At 44.4% G+C, this 22716-nt stretch carries 15 protein-coding genes; 5 read left to right on the top strand and 10 right to left on the bottom strand.

Annotated elements, in window-relative coordinates; all coding sequences use genetic code 11:
• The first annotated feature begins 655 nt into the window (after positions 1-655).
• The 4 genes from ispF to RT034_RS08430 all read left to right on the top strand — a co-directional run bounded on the left by ispF (position 656) and on the right by RT034_RS08430 (position 4967).
• Positions 656-1156: a 2-C-methyl-D-erythritol 2,4-cyclodiphosphate synthase gene (gene ispF, locus RT034_RS08445; RefSeq protein WP_060996281.1), complete on the top strand. Its 501-nt coding sequence runs from the start codon at positions 656-658 to the stop codon at positions 1154-1156.
• Between the two features lie 173 nt (positions 1157-1329).
• A complete protein-coding gene (grxD, locus tag RT034_RS08440) occupies positions 1330-1668 on the top strand; it encodes a Grx4 family monothiol glutaredoxin (protein WP_313015957.1) in 339 nt (112 codons plus the stop codon).
• A gap of 66 nt (positions 1669-1734) precedes the next feature.
• Positions 1735-3840 carry a DNA polymerase III subunit gamma/tau gene (gene dnaX, locus RT034_RS08435; protein ID WP_313015956.1) on the top strand — a complete coding sequence of 702 codons (2106 nt, stop codon included), beginning with the start codon at positions 1735-1737 and terminating at the stop codon, positions 3838-3840.
• A gap of 227 nt (positions 3841-4067) precedes the next feature.
• Complete coding sequence (locus RT034_RS08430; protein WP_313015955.1) at positions 4068-4967, top strand: LysR family transcriptional regulator; 900 nt, start codon at positions 4068-4070, stop codon at positions 4965-4967.
• A 122-nt stretch (positions 4968-5089) separates the two neighbouring features.
• On the opposite strand, the gene RT034_RS08425 is transcribed toward RT034_RS08430, so the two are convergent.
• From RT034_RS08425 to RT034_RS08380, 10 genes are all read right to left on the bottom strand, one after another.
• On the bottom strand, positions 5090-7405 hold the full coding sequence (locus tag RT034_RS08425; protein WP_313015954.1) for an esterase/lipase family protein: 2316 nt from the start codon (positions 7403-7405) through the stop codon (positions 5090-5092).
• Between the two features lie 199 nt (positions 7406-7604).
• Positions 7605-8645 carry a tetratricopeptide repeat protein gene (locus RT034_RS08420; protein ID WP_313015953.1) on the bottom strand — a complete coding sequence of 347 codons (1041 nt, stop codon included), beginning with the start codon at positions 8643-8645 and terminating at the stop codon, positions 7605-7607.
• 217 nt (positions 8646-8862) lie between these two features.
• Positions 8863-9525 (bottom strand): 2-polyprenyl-3-methyl-6-methoxy-1,4-benzoquinone monooxygenase, encoded by a 663-nt coding sequence (gene coq7, locus RT034_RS08415; RefSeq protein WP_313015952.1) that lies wholly within the window; start codon positions 9523-9525, stop codon positions 8863-8865.
• Positions 9526-9700: 175 nt separating this feature from the next.
• Entirely contained in the window at positions 9701-11773 is a 2073-nt protein-coding gene (phaC, locus tag RT034_RS08410) for a class I poly(R)-hydroxyalkanoic acid synthase (protein ID WP_313015951.1), read from the bottom strand.
• A gap of 196 nt (positions 11774-11969) precedes the next feature.
• On the bottom strand, positions 11970-12560 hold the full coding sequence (locus RT034_RS08405) for a phasin family protein (RefSeq protein WP_062334010.1): 591 nt from the start codon (positions 12558-12560) through the stop codon (positions 11970-11972).
• 310 nt (positions 12561-12870) lie between these two features.
• Entirely contained in the window at positions 12871-14100 is a 1230-nt protein-coding gene (locus tag RT034_RS08400) for an acetate/propionate family kinase (RefSeq protein ID WP_313015950.1), read from the bottom strand.
• Positions 14101-14140: 40 nt separating this feature from the next.
• The gene (locus RT034_RS08395; RefSeq protein WP_313015949.1) at positions 14141-15055 is read right to left on the bottom strand and encodes a bifunctional enoyl-CoA hydratase/phosphate acetyltransferase; all 915 of its coding nucleotides are present in this window, start codon (positions 15053-15055) and stop codon (positions 14141-14143) included.
• 220 nt (positions 15056-15275) lie between these two features.
• Positions 15276-19061, bottom strand: a complete 3786-nt coding sequence (locus RT034_RS08390; RefSeq protein ID WP_313015948.1) for an AAA family ATPase — start codon at positions 19059-19061, stop codon at positions 15276-15278.
• Entirely contained in the window at positions 19058-20581 is a 1524-nt protein-coding gene (locus RT034_RS08385; protein WP_313015947.1) for an exonuclease SbcCD subunit D C-terminal domain-containing protein, read from the bottom strand. Before RT034_RS08385 ends, RT034_RS08390 begins: the two co-directional genes overlap by 4 nt.
• Before the next feature lie 6 nt (positions 20582-20587).
• Positions 20588-21553, bottom strand: a complete 966-nt coding sequence (locus RT034_RS08380; RefSeq protein WP_313015946.1) for a hydrogen peroxide-inducible genes activator — start codon at positions 21551-21553, stop codon at positions 20588-20590.
• A gap of 571 nt (positions 21554-22124) precedes the next feature.
• Here RT034_RS08380 and ahpC point away from each other — a divergent pair.
• Positions 22125-22691: an alkyl hydroperoxide reductase subunit C gene (gene ahpC, locus RT034_RS08375; RefSeq protein ID WP_050323971.1), complete on the top strand. Its 567-nt coding sequence runs from the start codon at positions 22125-22127 to the stop codon at positions 22689-22691.
• The last annotated feature ends 25 nt before the right edge of the window (positions 22692-22716 follow it).

Below are 22716 nucleotides of genomic sequence, written 5' to 3'. Positions count from 1 at the left end.
TCGCTCTAGCCTTTGCTTATCATTGGCTGAAGCTTTGAATGTTCAACAGAACCTAATAGTTTTATTAAAGAAACTAAAGAAACTTAATTTAACAATTCATAACAAAGAGCACATAGAGCACAGAGGCAAATACGCTAAAATAAATTCAGAAGGATATAAAAAACACAAATTTTTTTGACTAGGATAAAAAGAAAAAAGCCATAATGTAGTATTATGGCTCACCTAAGCAGGACAAAGAAGAAGAAAGAAACAATAAAAATAACAACAAATAGTGCATTACCCACTCCCATCAAGCTCCCCACTTGATGGGTTTATTTTTATATTATATAACGTTATATAATAAAATACCATAGCAATTTACTAGGATTTATCAATTTTTTTAGACGTTATACGGGAAATCTCGTTTGATAGCCAATTTTTAATTCAAGCAGCGATAGTAACTGTTTATGCTAATTTTTTATTCAAAGTCGTTATTCGAATGCTATCCATAGCTGTCATTTAAGGCAGCCTAACTACTTGTAAATCATGCTTTAACCGTTAAAATAGAGTCCACTAAAACAGTCACTGTTAGAACTGTTAGAATAGAGGCACCGCTAAACCAAACACAATGGCTCCCCCAAAATCACGATAGCAAGATAAAACAATAGGATTAACCATGATAAGAATCGGTCAGGGTATTGACGTCCATGCCTTTGTCAACGACGGCACAGAAAACCAATTTATAACATTAGGCGGGGTGCAAATTCCCCATACCCACAGTTTGCTTGCGCATTCTGATGGCGATGTGGTATTACATGCGTTGTGTGATGCGTTGCTTGGTGCATTGGCACTGGGCGATATTGGGCAGTTTTTCCCGGATACCGATGAGCGTTTTCGCAATATAGATTCGACCATTTTGCTAAACCAAGTGTACCAATTTATCCAATCAAAAGGCTTTGCGCTGATCAATGCCGACATCACCATCATGGCGGAGCGTCCAAAACTATTGCCTTATCGTACCGAGATTCAATCGCGTATTGCCGGTGTCATGGGATGCGCGATTGACCAAATCAGCGTTAAAGCCACCACGACTGAAAAGCTTGGGTTTACCGGTCGTCAAGAAGGGATTATGGTGAGCTGTGTGGTGTTGCTTGAACAAGTGACTTCATCAGATTAATGGAATTTTTGGGTAGTTTTGCTGCTGACTTTTTTGGGATGGGCATCTTGAATGTTTACTTTCGATAACCATTATAGCGTATAATAGCAACCCTGCACTCATCATTAGTGAGTCAAATTCTAGCTGTGAAGATAGCGCTCTACTTTAACAAGGGCCTGATAAAGGAATTTCATATGACTGATATGAACCAAACTGACATCGAACAAACCATCCGTGACCAAATCGCTCAACACAGCGTATTGCTTTATATGAAAGGCACGCCACAGTTCCCACAATGCGGTTTTTCTGCGCGTGCGGTGGATGTATTAACCCAAATTGGTCGCCCATTTGCGTTTGTCAATATTCTTGAAAACCCAGAAATCCGTGCAACTTTGCCACAGATTGCTAACTGGCCAACTTTCCCACAATTATGGGTGGCAGGTGAACTGATTGGCGGCAGCGATATCATCTATCAAATGTTCCAAGACGGTGAATTACAACCCCTAATTAAAGCCAATAGCCCAGCGGTTTAGTTTTACTACGAGCGGGTTAAGGTTATTTCTTTTTTTTAACGTTTTTGTTGCCATGTATCCATAACCATGTATCAAGTCCTAGCACGCAAATATCGTCCAAAAAACTTCCATGAGCTGCTGGGACAAGAACATGTGTCCAAAGCATTAATCAATGCCATCCATAACCAGCGCTTGCATCATGCGTATCTATTTACGGGTACGCGCGGTGTCGGCAAGACCACCATTGCCCGTATTTTGGCAAAATGCCTTAACTGTGAGACAGGGGTGACAAGCGAGCCTTGTGGCGTCTGTGGTGTATGCCAATCCATCGATAGCGGTCGCTTTATTGATTTGATTGAGATTGATGCGGCATCACGTACCAAAGTTGAAGATACCCGTGAATTACTCGACAACGTACCGTATGCACCGACCCAAGGTCGCTACAAAGTCTATCTAATTGATGAAGTGCATATGCTATCGACGCATAGTTTCAATGCGCTACTAAAAACCCTCGAAGAGCCGCCAGCGCATGTGAAGTTTCTGCTTGCGACTACTGACCCACAAAAACTGCCCATTACCATCATCTCGCGTTGTCTGCAATTTGTGCTCAGACCTTTGCCGCAAGTGGCGTTAGCTGAATATCTTGGCACGATTCTGAACAAAGAGCAAATCAGCTACGAGCCTGATGCCTTATGGCAGCTATCGAGCAGTGCCAAAGGCTCCGTGCGAGATGCGTTGTCACTCACTGATCAAGCCATTGCGTTAGGCAATGGCAATGTCACAGATGAAGTGATTCGCCAGATGCTTGGCTTAATTGACCAAGCCGATGTCATCGCTATCCTTGCCAATATTTACCAGCAAAATACCCAGCAGTTGACCCAGGCCATTCAGCTTCTGCGTGAGCAGGTGGTGGATGCCAAAGCCGTATTTGACAGATTGGCTGAGACGCTGCATCAGTTGGCCATTTTGCAGGCCTTGCCAAATTTTGATTTGCAACTCAATCGTCAGCAAAGCGAGCAATTGCAACAACTGGCTCAGCAGTTACCCGCAGAGCTATTACAACTATATTATGACATTGTGGTAAAAAGCCGTGAAAACTTGGCATTAGCCAATACGCCGATGCAAGCGCTAGAGATGTGTTTGCTCCGCTTGATGGCGTTCAAGCCGCTTCATCGTAACCAAATCCCACTTCGTCCGCCAATCGCTAATAACCCTGATTTTCAAAGTCCTGAGTCTCAAAGTCCTGATTCTCAAAGTCCTGATTCTCAACTTGTTGACACAACGCCTAGCGAATCAATGCAAGGTGCAAAGTCTTCAGTGGTGGCTGAAGATAGCTTACAAGTAACCTCCGAGCAGAGTGATAACAACTTATCGGATAACAATCTGCTCAAATCTGCGCCAAACGTTGATAGCATTGAACAAATCATTGAAGAAAGCATTGAACAAGGCATTGAACAACAGACATTTGATGATACCCATTTAATATCTAACGATACAACCGCGGCAAGTACCACCGCAGGGCAAACTCCAACCAGACTAGACGATGCCAATCGCTTATCTGATTTGCAATCAAGCGATAGTCATCATGAAATTACTGCGCCAGACATCGTTGCAGAGTCTGGCAACACGCCTAGCATTGTCACAGAAGATAGCGCATTGATAAAAAACAATGCGCCAGCGCCAGTTACCAATGTTAATGTTGACCATTCCCACCACACTATGGCGGCAGAGGGGAGTGATATTGCTAATGTATCGCCCCTGGCATTACTCAAACCCACTCATGTAACCCTTGAAGGCGAGTGGACACCTGCCAAATGGGATTATTGGGTGTTTAATGCCCGTGAGCAAGGCTGGCTCGATGAGGATGAATTAGTGCTTGCCAAACGTGGAGTCATGACCGGCGAGATTCATGGGGTCAGCCAATTTGTCACCGAACAAAACTTTTTGACCCATACCGCAACTTTTGATAATTTTTGCCAAAAACTGCAACAGCGTTTTGAGGGGATTGATATTCGTTTGGCGGAGTCGGCAAGTAATTTTCAAGCGCTAGATGGATTAAAACCAGAAGCGCTACAAGAAGCCCGCGAAAAACTAGCGTTACAACAAGCTACCCACCAGCTTGAACAACAAGCAGTTACGCAGGCACTTTTGCAGCAACACGCCTCGATTAGCTCTGTTAAGTTAATTCAATAAGTCAATTTAATTTATATAAATTCTAATTTTTACTTTTTTAACAGACTAGTAATTGAAGAAAACTAATATTTGTTAAGAAAATCAATAAAATACAATATTAAATAATTGAAAAAATATTAATAATTTTACTTAATAAATTCCGATGTCGTTTAATTTATCTTGCTAATGGCGTATAATACATCAGCTTTTAAAAGTGACTTTGATTAAGTGATAAAATTGGGTGAAATATGCTTGATAATTTAAGAGGCATGGCGGTTTTTGCAAGTGTTGTACGTCATGGTTCATTTAGTGGTGCTGCAAAAGAACTGGGCATAACAACAAGTGCGGTCAGTCAACAAATCCGCTCGTTAGAAAACGATATGGGGGTGGTGTTATTGCATCGCTCAACTCGTAAGTTAAGCTTAACAGAAGCAGGCACTAGTTTTTATGAGAGTGCCAAAGATGTGGTTGCGGCAGCCGAACAAGGTCGTATCCGTGTCAATCAATTACGCGATGAGTTAGCAGGGAACTTACGCATTGCGACCACGCCAGAATTGGGTGTCAATCATATTTTACCCGCGTTATCGACTTGGATTTCGGCGCATGATGATTTAACCATCCATTTTGAAGCGGACAATCAGTATGTTGACTTGATTGAAGAGCGTATCGATATCGCCCTTCGGATGTCACCAAACCTTAATGACAGTAGTTTATCCACGTTTCCTTTGACTGAGATACGTCAGTTGCTCGTCGCTTCCCCGCATTTTTTACGTCAAAATGAAAAATTGACCGAGCCAAAAGATTTGGCCAAACTCAATATGATTGGCATTAGTCTTGTCAAAGACCCCAATCAAGTCGATATGGTGAATGTGGAAACAGGTAAAAAATCACGCGTGCGTATGCCAACACGTATTCAAACCAACAACATTATGCTTGCCACGACCCTTGCCAAAGAAGGGCATGGCGTTGCCCGCATCATGTCACTCGATATCCAAAAAGAATTGGCAAATGGCGATTTGGTGGAAGTATTGCCAGGTTACCAATTACCAAGTTATATGCTGTATGCGGTAACGCCCAGACATGAACAACAACCTGCCAAGGTGACGCGTTGTCTTGAGGTATTGACCAAGTATTTTGCTAAAGTTTAAAGGTTGGGCTGTCAGTAGTACCAATAATTAGTACTAATAAACAGTTGAATAAAAAACAGTGTAATAAGAAGCGAATAGTGAAGGCTATTCGCTTTTTTATTGAGGCTGAGGCAGGATAGCCACTAAGGCTGTCTGTCAGGCGGTGCTTGGGTGACGCCATAGCGAGCGAGTTGTTGATGTAGGATACGACGTAGCTCCAAAATCGCCTGCGGGCTAGTATGAACATTGTGACGACCGGTAAGCACTTTTTCAGATTCCACGCCTTCTAAATGCGAGCTGTTGTACGGCACAATACCATCGGAGATACGGTCGGTTGCGCCATATTTCACCGATTCTAAGAGTTGCTTTTTCTCATCCAGACTTTGTTTGGCTTGCGCCAAACTAGTGGTGTTATACAGTTTGGTCTCTGTGGCGGGTCTAACGCTCGACGTCGTATTGTTATTTTCCAAAGATGTTATGGATGCCGATACATCATCAGTAGGGCTATTGGCTGCCTTAGCGGTAAACTGATTAAGCGCATTGGACAAATCCTTATCATCAGTGGCGATGATGTTATTGACGGCAACATTGGGCGCGATTTTGACATCTGCCGTCAATTGGTTAAAGTAAGAGTGGCTGCTCAACTGGCTCGCGCCATTTTCCAAAAATAGCTGTGCCAGAGGATTGCTTGAAACCACCCCTTCAGTAAATAGCGAATTTAAATTGCCATACACGGTGCGGATAAACCCTGCCGGTAGCGAGATGATACGGCGCAAACTGCGAGTAAACCAGCGATCGGCATAATCGGTACCGCGAAATGGTGAAGAGATAAAAATCGCGCGATCGACTTGCGGTAGCGCTTGCAGTTTGAAGCGGTCACTGAGCGTTTTGTTTTGCGCATGACGGACAAATGCGGCGTAGTCCGCTGAAAAATTATTTAGCTGTGAGTAATTGGCAACCAGCGATTCGACTTTGGGCGTCAAGTTATCATTTGATACCAACAAACGCCCAATCACCCCACCCATGCTATGACCAATCAGCACCGCATGTTGACTGGCAACGTCCTGCTGCTCAGGGTCGACGGTTTTAAAAGCGCGTTCAATCAAGTCATAAATTTGGTGGCGGTTTTCCAACATCGGGATATTGGTTGGATAAAAAATCTGCCAAACTTGGAAATTTTCGCGAAGTTTTGGGTCATTAAAAATGTCATTGGTCAGTCCAATCCAAGTTTCAGGACTTGATGCCAACCCATGCATCATGATAATCACGCGTTTATTGGGATTGTATGGCTCAAGCATAAATAAATGCGGCTGGGTCTGCTGATACGGCGAGGAAAACATACTAAAATAGCTGATATTGCCTAGGCGATTGTCCTGTGACCACAATCCGTAGGCTGCCGAAAAATTCGCCGATAGCGCAAAATCTTTGTTGAGTATAGAGACGCTTTTAAACTGATAAGGATCATAAATATTGAGCGAAAAATCGGTGGTTTTTTGTACCTCATCAATAGTATTGCCTTTGGGCACCAAAACCGCAGTCATAGGCAAATGTCCTGTTTGGTGGATACGCTCTTCTAGCGGTGTATCATTAGCATAGTGTTGCAACAAGTCAATAATCACCGCCGTATTGATGCGACTATTGAGTAGCGCCACGTAATTGATGCCAAACCCGTCTCGGCGACTGATGGTATTAAATTTTGATAAATCAATCTGGTAGCTTGAAATCAGCTTCATCGATGCTGACCTTTGGGTAAACGGCTGTCCATTGATATTGATACGCAGGTTGTTGCGAGTGATTTGATAATTTTCTGCCATTTTTTGATGATACAAGCGATCACCTAACGCGTCGATGGCAGCGTAATACAAATCCTGAATTTGGGTATCGCGTTCTTTTGGCAGATAATACAATTGTGACGGTTGTTGATTGACGACGGCTGGATTAAGGATATCGTACATCAAATAAATGTAAGAAAACCGAATCGATTGCAGCATATCGTCTTGAAAGGCGGTGGTACAAGAGATTTCATCGGGTTTGGGCGCTACAACGTCGATCTTGCCAACCAAATCTTTGGCATAGTCTGTGGCCAAGTCTTTTGGCGGATTGCTACAAGTTTTGGCTTGCTGGCGCTGCTGGGCAGAGGCATAAAACAGCTCACTAATTGCGCCATAAATCCCTTTATCGGTATTAAGATCCGCTTGCTTGAGTGTCACTACACAGGCAGGCATATTTGCCAAGCATTTTTCTTCATCTAAGCCTGCCTGTACTAAACGGCTTTTGGTGTCAGAACTCAAGCGGCTGCCCGATAACACGCTGACCCGCTGATCTATGATGGCTCTTGCAGTATCGCGGCTACCGATTTTGGTGGTGGCGCAGCCAGTAAGGGTGATGATAGTAACCAATGTCGTCGCTGTGATGAGAGTCTTTTGACAAAATCTAGTAGATTGGTTTGTTAGCGGCATGGTGATTTACTCGGCTAAAATAGAGCAAAAAAGAATAGAGCAACGATAGATAGCACAAAAAAATGTAGCGTAAAAAATCTGCCTATCACTGAATGACAGCATGAAAAAAATCACCATGCTAAAATTCAACTATGATGATGAATTAGCATGGTGAATTAGCAGTGATATTAAACCACGGCTAGGGTATGAACGCAAAAAATTATTGAACGACTTTTGCAGGGATATCCCAAATGTAGTATTTACCGCTATTGACGATGCGTAATTGTTCATCGATATACGGATTGTCTGGATTTTTGGCCTTAAATTCCATTAGCCGTTGAATGGCACGGTCTTTTTTATCATCCAGCAAATCTGCTTGCGCCAAACTTTGCGTAGCTTCTAAATAGCCCATTTTTTCGGCTTTTTCTAAGTACTTGGTACCTTCTTTAAAGCCGCCACCCTCAGCGAGCATTGCGCCATATAAAAAGTTGGCTTCTGCTGTGTCATTGAGCTTAATAGCACGGGCGATATAATTGCCTGCACGCACGGCATAATCCGAACCTAAATCCAGATTGCGACCCATGGCATTGAGTTTTGCTGCCCGCAGTAGCACCTCATAGGAGGCATTTGGGTTTTGTGCATAGCTTTCAATCCATGCGGTCAAAGATTTGAGTCGCTCAGTGGCATTGTAGCGCTCAGTACGGCTCGAAAAAACAGGTGGGTAATGACGCGCCATTGGGGTAGCATAAGTAATAAAATCGTCTAACACGCTGACATCTAACTGTGTACTGTTATCCGTGGTTCGTGGAACCAAAACGGTTTTTATTGTTGAGATATTACTAAGCGTTAAAGTCGGTAGCGGGATATTGGCAAAGTTTTGTGCTGAAATATCCGTGCCTACCAATTGTACGCTGTTGGTAGATGGATACATCACGTTGGCAACCGTGGGGGCGGTCAAGACAGGCACTATCATTGAACCTGTATTCGAGGTATCTGACGGCGGTGTCGTTTGCGGGGTAGTATCCTTCACGCTATTGACCGTATCAGCTGATTTTTCGGTTGATTTGTTGGTAGTCTTGGCTTTGGTCACCGTGGTTTTTTTAGTTGCTGTTGTCTGGGTAGCGGGTTTTGCCGTGGTGGTTTTGGTGGTGGTCGTCTTGGTCGTTGTTTTTGCGGTTGCAGTTGCCGCCATCGCTACAGTGGCATTGGTTGCCATCAAAATAGCTAAAGTATAGGCTAGGGGTTTTACCATGTGAGTCATTGAAATTTCCTTAAAAAATTGGGTGGGATAGATTGCATAAATCAATCAGCTTATCCCATAGCAACAATGTAAAGCAACAATCTAAAAATACTATCAAAAAATAATAAAGTTATTGTTATATTTTTACGCGAAAACAGCGCGATTAAGCAAGGTTATAGCAATAAACACGCCAGCCAACGATTGAGCCCGTCAGTCACGCTCATTTAAACACGCTTGTTTAAATATGATACGCCACCGTTTTCATGCAATTTGCCAAAAAACGCATCGTGGTTTTGATGGGTAGTGGCAATGGGCTAGCGCCTGACTCAACTGCTTTATCACGGTGGTGCAATTCTTCTTTATCCATTTGGCTTAAAATCTCAGCACTGCGTTTATCGTGAGCAGGCAGCTTACCAATATGACTGTGCAAATGCTCGCTGACTTGAGTTTCCGTCTCTGCGACAAACCCCAAACTAAACTCATCAGAAATCAATCCCGCTACCGCACCCATGCCAAACGATAGCCCATACCAAAGCGGACTAAAAATACTGGGATGACTACCCAATTCATTTAACCGTGTCTCACACCATACCAAATGGTCAATCTCCTCTAGCGCAGATTGGTGCATGGCTTTTTTGACCGTTGCTTGTTTGGCAGTAAATGCTTGACCATGATACAGTCCTTGCGCGCATACTTCGCCGGTGTGATTGATACGCATGAGACCTGCGACATGACGCGCTTCTTCCACGGACAGTTTTGGCACATCGGGGCTAGAGACAGGTAACGGACGGGTGCTAAGATTGCTGTTTGGAATAAACGAGCGAATCGCCCGATCAAAGAAGACAATATTGCGGTCTAGCTTACTAAGTGATAGGTTGTTTTGTGCTGGTTCAATCGACATAGGCGCTCTATTCAAAGTGTTTCCAATCGCTATTATGCGCAGAATATGGCGTTCATTCTACTCAATATCACAACTTTTGACTAGCAAATCTATGTAGCTGATGGGCGATTTGGCTATTTTATAAAAAGCCCGTGAGAGGCTAGGCAATCACGGGATGTTGTGTGATAACGATATATTATACGGGTGGTAATTGCGAACGGTAGGCTTCTGCAAAGTTATGACCGGTTAAGGCTTCAGTCGCTTTGACCGTGACATAGCTTCCAGGGGCATCGCCATAGGTTGGGATTTCTTTACCTTGGCTATTTTGACCGACAACACGGGCCTTGATTTCGTTGCCCTCAAATGGTTTGATCCAGTCATGCCATCTTGTCCACCAGGTATCTTTAACATAGGTGGCGTCTTTGTACCATTGGTCAGCGTCCGCAGTGTAGTTATCATTGGTGTAGTAACCATATTTACTACCTGGGGGGTTCATGATACCCGCAATATGACCTGATTCACCCAACACAAATACTTTTTCACCACCAAATACTTGCGTACCTGGGTAACAGCTTTTCCATTTTGCGATATGGTCTTGCAAGGTTGCCACCATAAACACAGGGGTTTTAACTTTTGATAAGTCAATTTTCATGCCGTCAATTTCAACCCCACCCGGTTTACGCAGCAAGTTGTTGATATAGAACTCACGCAGTAGAAAATGGTGCAGGGCAGCAGTCACGTTGGTACAGTCTGAGTTCCAGTATAACAAGTCAAAAGGTACGGGCCGCTCGCCTTTTAGGTAGTTTTGTACGTAGTAGTTCCAGTATAGGCTATTCTCACGCAGTAGGCTAAATGACACGCCCATCATTCGCCCATCAAATACACCTTTCTCGGCGTTTTGCTTGTCAATCGCAGTAACGATTTTGTCATCGATAAAGACGCCGATATCACCTGGATCTGAGAAATCAATAATGGTGGCCCAAAGTGTCGCACTAGCAATGCGGCTTTCTTGCTTGGTTGCGGCAAGGTAGCCTAGCGTCAATGCTGTCAACATACCGCCAATACAATAACCTGTAATATTGATGGTTTTTTCACCCGTGATGGCTTCAATTTGATCCATCGCTGCAAGCACACCGTCTTTCATGTAAGTGCTCATGCCAACATTTTTGTACTCAGGCGTTGGGTTGGCCCAAGAGATGACATAAACCGTATGACCTTCATTGGCTGCCCAACGCACAAACGAGTTGTTCTCACGTAAGTCCATGATGTAGAATTTGTTGATCCATGGTGGCACCATCAACAACGGACGTTGTTTTACTTTGTCAGTTGAAGGGTCATACTGGATGAGCTGCATCATGTGGTTTTCAAATACCACTTTGCCTTTTGAGGTGGCGATGTTGTCACCCACCCGGAACGCGCTTTGGTCAGTCATACGGATATTGAGTGTATCGGCGCTATTACCCATGTCCTCAGCCAACTGCTTCATACCTTGAACCAGGTTTTGACCCCGACTTTCGATGGTCAAACGTAGTACTTCAGGGTTGGTCAATAAGAAGTTGGTTGGGGCTACTGCATTGATCCATTGGCGGGTAAAAAAAGCCAAACGTTGACGGGTTTTTTCATCAATACCTTCAACGCCATCAATCGCATCCATCATCGCTTGGGTAGTTAATAAATAATACTGTTTTAGGAAGTTAAAAATAGGATTGTCCTCCCATTCTTCATCACTAAACCGTTTGTCGCCTTTTTCCGGGCTCGCCACTGGGTCGATTTTTTTACCGGCAAATTGTTGTAGTGTGTTTTGCCACAAGTGCATTTGGTCTTTAAACAACTGCAATTGGTCTTCAACCATCGTGCCTGGGTGATTGGTCACCATCTGACCCATTTTACGCCAACCATCCATTAAATCCATCATGATGGAAGTATTGGTATACTGCGGCGCTTGGTTGGCACGCATCGATTGCTGTGCAATTTGTTGGCTCAGTTTGGTCATATTGCCAAAAAATTCGCTATAGAATTCACCGACCGCAGCATTGTAAGGCGGAATACTAGAGGCCATGTGAGCAAATGGATTGGTTTTACTCAAAAAATCCAGCGGATTTTGAGGTATGCCAAAAGCATTGTTACCAAAAGCATTATTGCCGAAGGGAAAATTGGCGAATGGGTTATAACCAAAAGGGTTGTTATTGGTGTTGTCTGAACTTTGGCTGTTGTCATTGGCTGAGTTAGCGTTCGTTCCTTGATATTGGGTGTCTTTATTGTCTGCCATGATAAGTCCCGTTATTATGTGTTTGATGAGAATTCGCTGTGAGTATGCACGCTTACTTAAAAATATGGTGGATTAGGCATCTGTCTAATCCACCACTTTTATAGATTCATAAGCCGCTATTCATCTATCAGGTAAAACATAAATAGCTATTTATAAATGATACAGTCTTAAGAACGACTACGATGCACCAAACTAATTATTTTGTCGCAGGGGTTGTTTTTGCTGCGGGTTTTGTTGCTTCGCTATCTTGTGCTACATCATTAGTATTTCGGGTAGCCCCAGCTGTCACGCTAGAAGCAGCTTTATTTATGTTTTGGGTGGTTTGCTTAACCGCTTCTGACATTTGGTTTGCCGCTTTGTGCATGTTTTCGTTTACTTTGCGATTAAAGTCTTCTGCCGTTTTTGATGCGTTGCTAGCGGCGCTTTGCATGGCATCTTGCATGCTTGATGCATTTTGGCTATAGATTTCGTTCATCGCTGACATGACTTCATTACGGATTTCGTTGCCAAGCTCAGTCAAACGTTGTGCATCTGACAACATTTTTTGACCCAATTGATTGAGCAGTTCAGTTTGTTTTTGGTTAAAGCTTGAAGCTGCTTCTGGAGAATCAACAGAAGAAACATTGCGAAGTTGCTCCAAACCCATTTCTGAGTAATGACGCATTGTTTCTAAAGAAAAGTCTGTCATTTTTTCCGCATTTCGTAACATCGCTTGGTTGAAGCGTGACCATGGTGCATACAGTTGACGTGAACTATCTTTCATTTTATCCATAAAATCGTTGTTCATAATTGACCTCATTAGGCTACCAGAAGAAACAAGAAAGGTTTAAACACCACCAAATTACAATCCATCTTTTAATCAAAAATATCACTAAAATGAATGTGATAAGCTTTAAGCATAGTATGTTTGCTTGATATTACAATATCATGAAAAAATGCTAAATTAAACCTTATTACTCGCTTAAAAGTAAAAAACAATCATAATTTATGTTAATATTTGTAATAACATAATCAAACCTACAATGAAAGTAGGGAATAGATAAAAATCGGTTATATCTGATGCGCTATTGTGGACATAAGTAAAGAGTTGGTAGCTTTTACGCATCAGTTTCGATCGTGATTGCATGCTCAAGTGATAAGGCCAATTCAAGTTGCTCATCGGTCAATATGACATAAATTTGTTTGTCATCATCTGAGTTGATTCGTAAAATAGGCACATCAATACGGCCATCGATATTTTTATCCGCATCCAGACTAAAACCTAAAAAATCGAGTTGTTCGACAATCATCTGACGGATAATCGCCGACTGCTCGCCTATCCCTGCGGTAAAGATAAGCGCATCACAGCCTTTCATACTAACCATCAAGCTTGCGATTTCTTTAGCGGCATGGGTGGCAAAATACGCCAGTGCAAATTTGGCACGTGGGTCATCACTAGCGAGCAAATCACGCACGTCATTGCTAATTTCAGATAAACCGAGCAAGCCCGACTCTTTATATAGGCATTGGTTCATTTGCTCGAGCGTCCAACCTTGCTCAACCATATATAAAATCACCCCAGAATCCAAATGACCCGGACGGGTGCCCATTGGTACGCCATCTAATCCACTAAAGCCAAAGGTACTGTCTTTTGATTCGCCATTGTCGACCGCGGTGATACTACAGCCACTACCCAAATGCGCGATGATTAAGCGTTTTTTGGCAATCTTTGGGAGATAGGTTTCAAGTTTGCGCATAATCGCCTGATACGATAAGCCATGAAAACCGTAACAGCGCACGCCTTGATCGCGCAGCGATTTTGGCAGCGCATAGCTAGACCAAATCTCTGGGCGATGGTAGTGAAAGGCGGTATCAAAGGCAGCGATGTGCACCAGGTTTTTATCCATGGCTTGCAGCGCGTTGACCACAGATAGGGCAGGAGGCTGATGTAGCGGACAAATCGGTGATAACTCCACCAAATGTGCCATCACTGTCTCGTTAATCACCACAGGAACATGATAGTGTTTGCCACCATGAACCACTCGGTGGATACAGACAATGTCACGCGCGGGAAAGGCCTGTTTGACACGAGTAAAAAGGCTTACCGCGGTGTCTGTCAGGCTATCTTGGGGTTCCCAGTCAGCCAAAGATTGTGGCATGGCGTGCCAGACTTTGTTTTTGGTTTTTAGGTTGATATTGACATCAAACAAGGGTGACCACGCAAGCGGAGATGAGTCGACTGCCTTAGCCGTGTCGTACGCCGCCATTTTGATAGTCGCTGAACCCACGTTAAAGGTCACCACAATCGGGTGAGTCGAGTCAGTATGCATCATTACAGAATCGTTCATGCTAGTAATCTCAACTAATCTCAATTAACCTGAATTAACATCAAGCTTGTTTACGCTTTTGCGCAACGTAGGCGCCAAGGGCAATAGAATACAGGCGGTCGAGTTCATCATCCGAACGACTGGTCAACACAATCGGCACTTTTGAACCCATGACAATGCCAGCGGCTTTGGCTTCACCCAAATAAATTAACTGTTTACCTAGCATATTGCCCGCTTCTAAGTCAGGTACTAGTAAAATATCGACATCGCCCGTGACAGGTGAGTGGATATGTTTGATATCCGCAGACTGTTGGCTAATCGCATTGTCGAATGCTAGGGGTCCATCAAGCAAGGCGCCGGTGATTTGCCCCCGGTCTGCCATTTTGCATAACGCCGCAGCATCAATGGTCGATTGCATTTGCGGTTTGACTTCTTCAACCGCTGCCAAGATGGCTACTTTAGGCTGCTCAATGTCCAGCGCGTGCGCAAAATCAATCGCATTTTGCAAAATGTCTTTTTTGGTCAGCAAATCTGGCACCACGTTGAGTGCACAATCGGTCAAGGTTAAAAGCTTGTGATACGTGGGACTTTCCATTAACCACACGTGGCTCATACGGCGCTCGGTGCGTAGGTTTTGGGTTTTATCGATCAGAACACCCATTAACTCATCGGTATGCACTGAACCTTTGATGATAAAGTCGGCTTGCTGTTCACGAACCATTTTTGCGGCGATTTCAACCGCGTCATGGCTATGCTCAGCATCCACTAACATAAAGTCTGAAATAGCTAAATTGGCGTCAGTAGCGGCTTTTTCGATTTTGTGTTTTGGACCGACCAAAATCGGGGTGATGATGTGGTGCTGATGTGCTTGGATACAAGATTGCAAGATGATATCGGTAGTAGGGTGCACCACCACGGCAGGGATAGGGGAGACAAAGCGCCCTTGTGCTAAAAGCTGCGAAAGTTTGGTTAACATCGTGTTGCCCTTATGAGTTGACACAAATAACCCTGAGCACTCAGGTTTTGATTAAGCGAGGGGTAAACATTGACATAAACAGTAGTATGAACCAATGACATGACAGCAAGATGAAGCGGTCTATAAATCGATTGCTGCGATGGGTTTGCCGCGCCGCTTAACTTATTAGCTTAGCTTAATTTAGCTTAACCAAACCTAGCCTAGCCTAGACTAGACTGCGTTAACTAAGCTTGGTAATACCGGCACCGATAATTTTACTGATGCCACCTGTTTGTGGCACTACTTGGATTTGACTGCTGATTCTATCTTTGAGCGCCTGTATATGGGAAATCACGCCAATTAGCTTGCCCGATTGCTGTAGGTTGGTTAGGGTGTCGAGCGCTACATCGAGCGCTTCTTCATCGAGCGTACCAAAGCCTTCATCCAAAAACAGCGAATCTACTTGCATACGGTGACTGGCCATATTTGACAGTCCCAATGCAAGCGACAAGCTGATAATAAAACTCTCACCACCTGATAAATTTTTGCTGGTGCGGATTTGCCCGCCTTGGTAATTGTCCATCACATTGAGCATCAAGGGCTGCTCGCTATCAGCTATCAGCAAATAACGGTCGCTCATTTTTTTAAGCTGCTCATTGGCGTGGGCAACCATGATATTAAAGGTCAAGCCTTGGGCAAAGTTACGGAATTTTTTGCCATCGCTTGAACCAATCAACTGATGCAATACCTTCCATTCTTCGGTATGGTTGCGCTGTTGGTTGATGGCATCTAATAGTTGCTGCTGGTTTTGTTTAAGGGCTTCGTTGGCTGCTAGCTGCTGTTCAACGGCGCCCAATTGTTTTTGCTGCTCGCTAAATTGCTGTTGCAATTGCCCAAGCGCATCGAGCAATTGTTCAACTGACAGCGCAGTTTGGGGATGATCGAGTAACTGCTGCTGTGTGCGTTTAGCTTCAGACAGTAGGTTATGATTGCGCTGCTGGCTATCATGGAGTTGATTGGCAAGCTGTTGTAAGCGTTCTCGCTCGGTATCGACTAACACCGCAGCGCGATAATCGGCGTCATCCACAAAACCCAATATCGCAAAACGCTGCTGAATATCGGCTTGTAGGGTTTGCTGGGCAATTTTTAGTTGGGTGGTGCTAGTGGTCAAAGATGCGATTTGTTGTTGCAAAATCTGCAGCTGACTTAGCTGCTCATGAAAGGCGGTTTGGCTGATTTGATAGTCCTGCAAAGCCTGATTTTTTGCTTGGACTAATGCGTGAGAGACGATGTCTACCGCTTGTTCGCCAAACAAGGCGTATCGCTGCGCCTGTAGCTCGCTAATCTCTTGCGCCAATGCTTGCTGTCGTTGACGGACTTGGTGTTGATTTTGGGTTAAATGGTGCTGATCTGCCACCAATCGGGTGAGCGCTTGCTCAATCCCTGTGATGGTGTCATTGATATGGCTAAGCTTAGTTTCTAATCCTTGATAGCGCTGTAAAAGTTGCGAAAGGGCATCAATATGCTGATTTAATTGGGCATTCACATCCTGTGTGGTAGCAAAACTAAAAGTGCGTTCGCGCGTTGCAAACGGCATCAGCAACTTGTCAATGCGCTGCATTACTTGATGTTGTTTCTCGGCGATAACCATTTGCTGGGCATCAATATCGCGGATTCTGTCTTGGCGATGTTGCTGCTGATTTTGTAGCAAGGTGTGTTGCTGCAAAACATCATGGTATTGCTCGCTCAGTTTTGCTAAGCGCTGCTGGGTTTGCTGCTGCTCGGATTGTACGGCTTCGATTTGCGTCAGTGAATCTTGCAGCGCTGCCAAAGCCTGCTGATTGTTGGTTTGTTCAGTCTGGATTATCGTCGCAAATGTTTGAAGGGCTTGGTGGGCTATATCGTCATCGGTGCTAGGGGCTGCAACGGGCGGCAACGCTTCAATTGCCTGTTGTACGGGCTGAGCATGTATAAGGTGTTGGCTGGCAAGCTGTAATTGATTTAATAAGCGTTGGTTGTGTGCCTGTAAGTGCTGCAAATGCTCATTGAGCTGTTGCTGGTTATTTGTGAGTGCATGTTCTTCAAGCAATAATTGCTGTAATTGGCGATTGATGTCATCAAGCCGTTGTTTGGCAATCGCTAATTGTTGCTCTGTATCATCGGGCGTGTAGGGCTGATGGGTGGCGAAAGGATGCGAGGTTGAGCCACACAGCGGGCAAGGTTCGCCGTGGCGTAATCTATCGCGCTCCTCGGTCAAATCTTGAATTTTTGCCAATAAAATCAAGTTGCGATTTAACAATTCGACGGTTTGCTCGGCGGCTTGTTGCTGCTGCTCGCTAGTTAGTCGTTGGCTAGCAATCTGAGCCAGTTGAGTTTGACCATCGGCTAATTGCTGCGCAAATTGCTGATAGTGTTGCAGGTTGGTTTGCCAAGTCTGCACATCGCTTTGGATAGCGGCAAGCTGCTGGTCGGTTTGCCAATAAGTTTCAACCCGCTGTCGCAATGCTGCTGCCGACTGCCCTTGTGTCAGATGATATAATTGACTGGTTTGGCTGTCTAAGTTTTGTCGATGCTCAGAAATTTGTGATTGCAATTGCGTGAGCTGAGATTGCAGAGCGCTGGCTTGCTGCCCATTGTGATGAAAATCACCTTGTAACTGCTGCTGTTCGTTGACTAAAGCCTGCGCTTGTTCACTGAGTGCTTGGCTAGTTTCTTGTAGCTGGGTGAGGTAGGCCAATGTTTGAGGCAAGGTTGTTGCCTGAGGGATTTGCTGCTGCGCTTGGGTAAGCTGTTCACGCTCTATTTGCTGGCTAACAAGCTGCTGCTGCTGACTATCAATGCTTTGGGCATTATGAGCCAATTGCTCACCAAGCTGTGACAACTGCTGCACAATCTCTTGGGCGTACTGATTTTTTTGCCCAAGGGTAGTGTCAAGCTTGCGCACTTGGTTTAATAACGGTTGGGCTTGTTGCCAGTCGTTTTCGGTTTGCTGGGCTTTTGCTTGACGCTCATCTTGGTTTTTTTGAGCAAGTTGGTAATTGCGTTCGGCGGTGGGTAGCTGGTACTGATAACTGGCAAGCTCACTGAGCTGTGCAGTCAATAAATCGCGCTGATAATCAAGTTTTTTAATATCACCCGACACTTCAAGGGCTTTTAGTGCGTGCTGTAGTCGGGTTCTTTGTGGGGCAAATTGGCTTTCTTGCTCGGCAAGGTCGCGTGCTTCATGCTCAAGCTTGTTGATTTGGTGCGTGTAGGCGTCAAGGTTTTGTCGCCATAGCTTATCAGACTCGATTTTAGTCATGGCGGTTTTGGTTTGATTGACGATGTCAATCAGGGCGTTTTTTTGTGAGGTTAGGCTTTGTACTTCTTCATCAGATAACACTGTCATGCCTGATAAGCGATCCGTGAGCGTCTTAAGTTCAGCGTCTGATTGGGTTTTAAACTCGTGTACTTTTCTTGAGATATCGCCATAGATTTCGGTGCCGGTGATTTCTTCGAGCAGATTGGAGCGCTCATCGCTATTGGCTTGCAAAAAAGCGGCAAAACTGCCTTGCGCCAGTAGCATGGCACGGGTAAAACGGTCAAAATCCATGCCGGTGAATTCAGCGACCAGTTTTCTAGTTTTTCTGGTTTGGGTTTCAAGCGGTGGTAAATCTGCAGCGTCATCGGTAAAAGGGGCGATTTCGTGCATCGGCGATTGTAAATTGCCTTCAGGGTTTTTTCTGGCGCGCTTTTGTAGCCAGGTACAGCGATAACTGCCACTTTTGGTGGCAAAAATTACTTCGCTTCGACATTCGCCGGTATGGCGTGACATGAGGTCATTTCTGCTTTGGGTAATCTCGCCCAAGCGTGGCGTCGCACCGTATAAGGCAAGACAAATGGCATCTAAAATGGTGCTTTTGCCCGCACCTGTCGAGCCTGTGATGGCAAAAATACCTTCATCAGCATACGCGGCATGACGAAAGTCAATTTCCCATTCGCCTTGCAATGAATTAAGGTTTTGAAAGCGTAGCTTTAAGATTCTCATTGCTGCCCCCCTTGCAAGCTTTCAAGCACTTCAGTATACCTTGACCATAACATGGGTTTTTGCTCTTCTAGCACTTGATGGGCAATTAGGCAGCGTTCAAATACTTGTGTCGGGTTTAACTCTTCAAGTGACTCATCCATGCGCTGGCTTTGCATCACTTGATCGCGTTTTTGTTGATTTTTGATGCGTAGTACTTCAAGCCTAGAGTCTTTAACCAGTTCTGCAATTTTTTCTGATAAATCACCCACGACTTCTTGCCCGTCATACACCACTTCAAGCCAAACCGATTGTTGGGATCTTTTTAGGCTGTGTAAGCTAGTTTTGATGGTTTGCCAATCGCCTTTGAGCGTTTGTATGGGTTGGAACACAGGAACAGGCAGTGATTGCAGGAGGGTAGTATCGCTAAGCTTGGCTATATTGTAAGGCTGTCCACTCATTTGCCCACTTAGATGATCACCGGGTGTATCATATCCTGCTTTATGGCTCGCTTGTGCATCAACCTCTGCGTTAATCCCAGCCTCAGCATTTATCGCGCCAAGCATCGATGATTCAGGCAACTCTTCATCCGCAAATAAATCCATCGACGCATGGCTCACCCTTTTGCCTTTTTTGACAGGGGTTGGCGCAGAGACAAGCGGTTTTTTTTGAATGGTTAAAGTCTGTAATGGCTGAGACAGTAAGTCAGGCTTGGCATCAAATCGCAGCAAATGCACTTGTTTTTGCTGGCGACTTTCACCAAAACCCATGGCAATGGGTGAGCCAGCGTAACGGATGTGTGGTTGTCCGCCAACCACTTGCGGGATATGTAAATGCCCAAGCGCCACATAGTCAATCTGGGGGTGGAAAATCTCGGCGCCGATACTACCGAGTGACCCGACATACAAATCACGCACCCCATCGCCTTCCATCGTTTGCCCGCCTACAGTAAATAAGTGTCCTGTTGCCACAATCGGAATGCTACGATTATATGTGGCTTTGAGCTGCGCTTGTTGCGCAATGGCAATATCGGCAATCTGTGCATAATGGGCTTTGATGCCTTGGGCAAGTTTGCGTTCTTTATCATCCAATCGTTCGCCATGCCCAACGGTTCGCACATCACGGTCACGCAAGTAGGGCACTGCCATGACAATGAGCTCAGGTTGCCCTAATTTATCTGATAACGTAATCACTTCATCAGTCGGCGTATCTGTCATACTACCGATGATATGGATGTTAAAGGCTTTGAGTAGCTGTTTGGGTGCCTCCAAAAAACTGGCTGAATCATGGTTGCCCGCTACGATAATCACATGGCGACAATCGGTATCGCAAACTTGACTTAAAAAATCATAATATAAATTTTGCGCTTGGTTACTGGGTGCGGTGGTATCAAAAATATCCCCTGCAATCAATAGCACATCGACTTTTTGCTCACGCAGCGTCTGTAACTGCCAGTCTAAAAACTGCTTAAATTCATCGTAGCGTGGCTTACCGTAAAGCCTACGCCCCAAATGCCAATCTGATGTATGTAATAAGGTCAGCATAAAAAATTATGCCTCTGTGGCGGGCTTCGCTGAAGTCATGGACTCAGAATCTGCGATGGCTGGCGCAGACGCCAATTCACTATCGTGTAACCCTTGGGCAAACAAGCGACCCAATAGATTAACATCATCGACCCGCGCATAGTTGAGACGGGTGACAAACGCCAAGCGGCGATGCGGACCGGCTTCATTGAGCGGCACTAACGACACATTGTCAGTTTGCTGGCGCACTTGCCCAGCTGCCATTTGCGGCACTAGCGTGGTGCCCATACCGCTGATAGCCATTTGAATTAACGTATGCAGGCTCGCTTCACTAAAGGCGTGTTTGACGCGGCTTTTATCGAGGTGACACACCGATAGCGCATGATCGGTCAAACAATGTCCTTCGCCTAGCAGCATCAAGTTACTGTTGGCTAACTCGTCGGCATTGATGCTGGGTAAGTTGGCATGTTTACTGTCTTTAGCAAATACCGCCAAAAACGTCTCTGACCAAAACTCAAATGATAACAAGCCGTCAGTATTGTAAGGCAGCGCAATAATGGCGGTGTCAATCGCGCCATAACGGACTTTTTCAAGCAGTCGCTCAGTTTGTTCTTCTACCACATTGAGCTGAAACTGTGGGAATTGTTGGCGCAGTAGCGGCAATACCTTGGGTAGTAAAAACGGCGCAATGGTTGGGATGATACCAATCGTCATCGGATAGGCGAGTGGGGTTTGGTGCGTCTGGGCACGGGTCACCAAATCATTGACTTCGGCAAATATCCGCGTGGCACGCTCAAGAATTTCCTCCCCAATCGGGGTGATTAGCACTTGTTTGTTGTTACGCTCAAAAATTTGGGTATCAAGCTGCTTTTCCAGCTCTGCAATCCCCAAGCTTAAAGCAGATTGTGAGATATTACACTCTTCTGCTGCCCGTTTAAAATGCTTGTATTTGGCAACTGCCAATGCAAATTCTAATTGTCGTAATGTAATCATGGTTTGAATTTTAACCTTTAAAATAGCGTAAAATTTTCGCTAACGCGTTTTAGTTAAAAATAAATAAAAAGATAAAAGGGTAAAAAAACTGACGGCTACCCTAGCAAACAACACGCAAAAGATGCATGCTAAAAACTTCAATGAACCGAATCATTTCAAATTTAGTTTACCATTTTTGTGTGCTTTTACGAGTGGAATCTTTTTTAATCTATCATTAATTTGGTCTTGACAGTAAACTCATTATCGAGCCTTTCAAAATAATTACAAGATAGCCTAAAGATTGAAACTACAAGACATAACTAGCAAGGTTAATTTAAAAAATTAATCAATCAATTAAAAACTTTAAACTAGACTGAATCTTAAATTGTACTAAGATAGACCCATCGATAACAACGTTTGATGAGTAAAAAACAGCAACCGACTATAGCCTAACAAGCTAGAAGCCTAAAAAGCTAGGTTGCCAATGACATCAAATTTGTGTTATCAATATAGCACTCACTGATTTGGCTTTGTCAAATGGTGATGTTGCTAAATTTTTAACCACAACAATAGCTTATATAAGGAAAAATCCATGGCTGCAATTATCAACCAAACCATTCCAGAATTCAAAACCCAAGCATTTGTGAATGGTGAATTCAAAGAAATCTCATCTGATGACGTTAAAGGCAAATGGGCAGTATTTTTCTTCTACCCACATGACTTTACCTTTGTTTGCCCAACTGAACTTGAAGACATGGCAGACCATTACGAAGAAATCAAAGCATTAGGCGCGGAAGTTTATGCGGTATCGACAGACACCCATTTTGTACACAAAGCATGGGCAGATGCGTCACCTGCAATCGCTAAAGTAAAATACCCAATGCTTGGCGATGGTACTGGTAAAATCACTCGCGGCTTTAACGTGATGATTGAAGAAGACAACGCTGCCCTTCGTGGTACTTTCTTGGTAGACCCAGACGGTAAAATCAAAGTGGCAGAAATTCATGACTTAGGTATCGGTCGTTCTGCTAAAGACTTAATCCGTAAAATCCAAGCCGCTCAATACGTGCGTGACAATGACGGTGAAGTATGTCCAGCGGCATGGGAAAAAGGTAAAGAAACCTTAAAACCAAGCCTAGATTTAGTGGGTAAAATCTAATCTTTCTTGTCTATTTTTATTGACT

Source organism: Moraxella sp. CTOTU48841, assembly GCF_032061225.1.
GTDB lineage: Bacteria > Pseudomonadota > Gammaproteobacteria > Pseudomonadales > Moraxellaceae > Faucicola > Faucicola cinerea.
The sequence above is the reverse complement of the archived record's forward strand: the minus strand, read 5'-3'. Positions and strand labels throughout refer to the sequence as shown.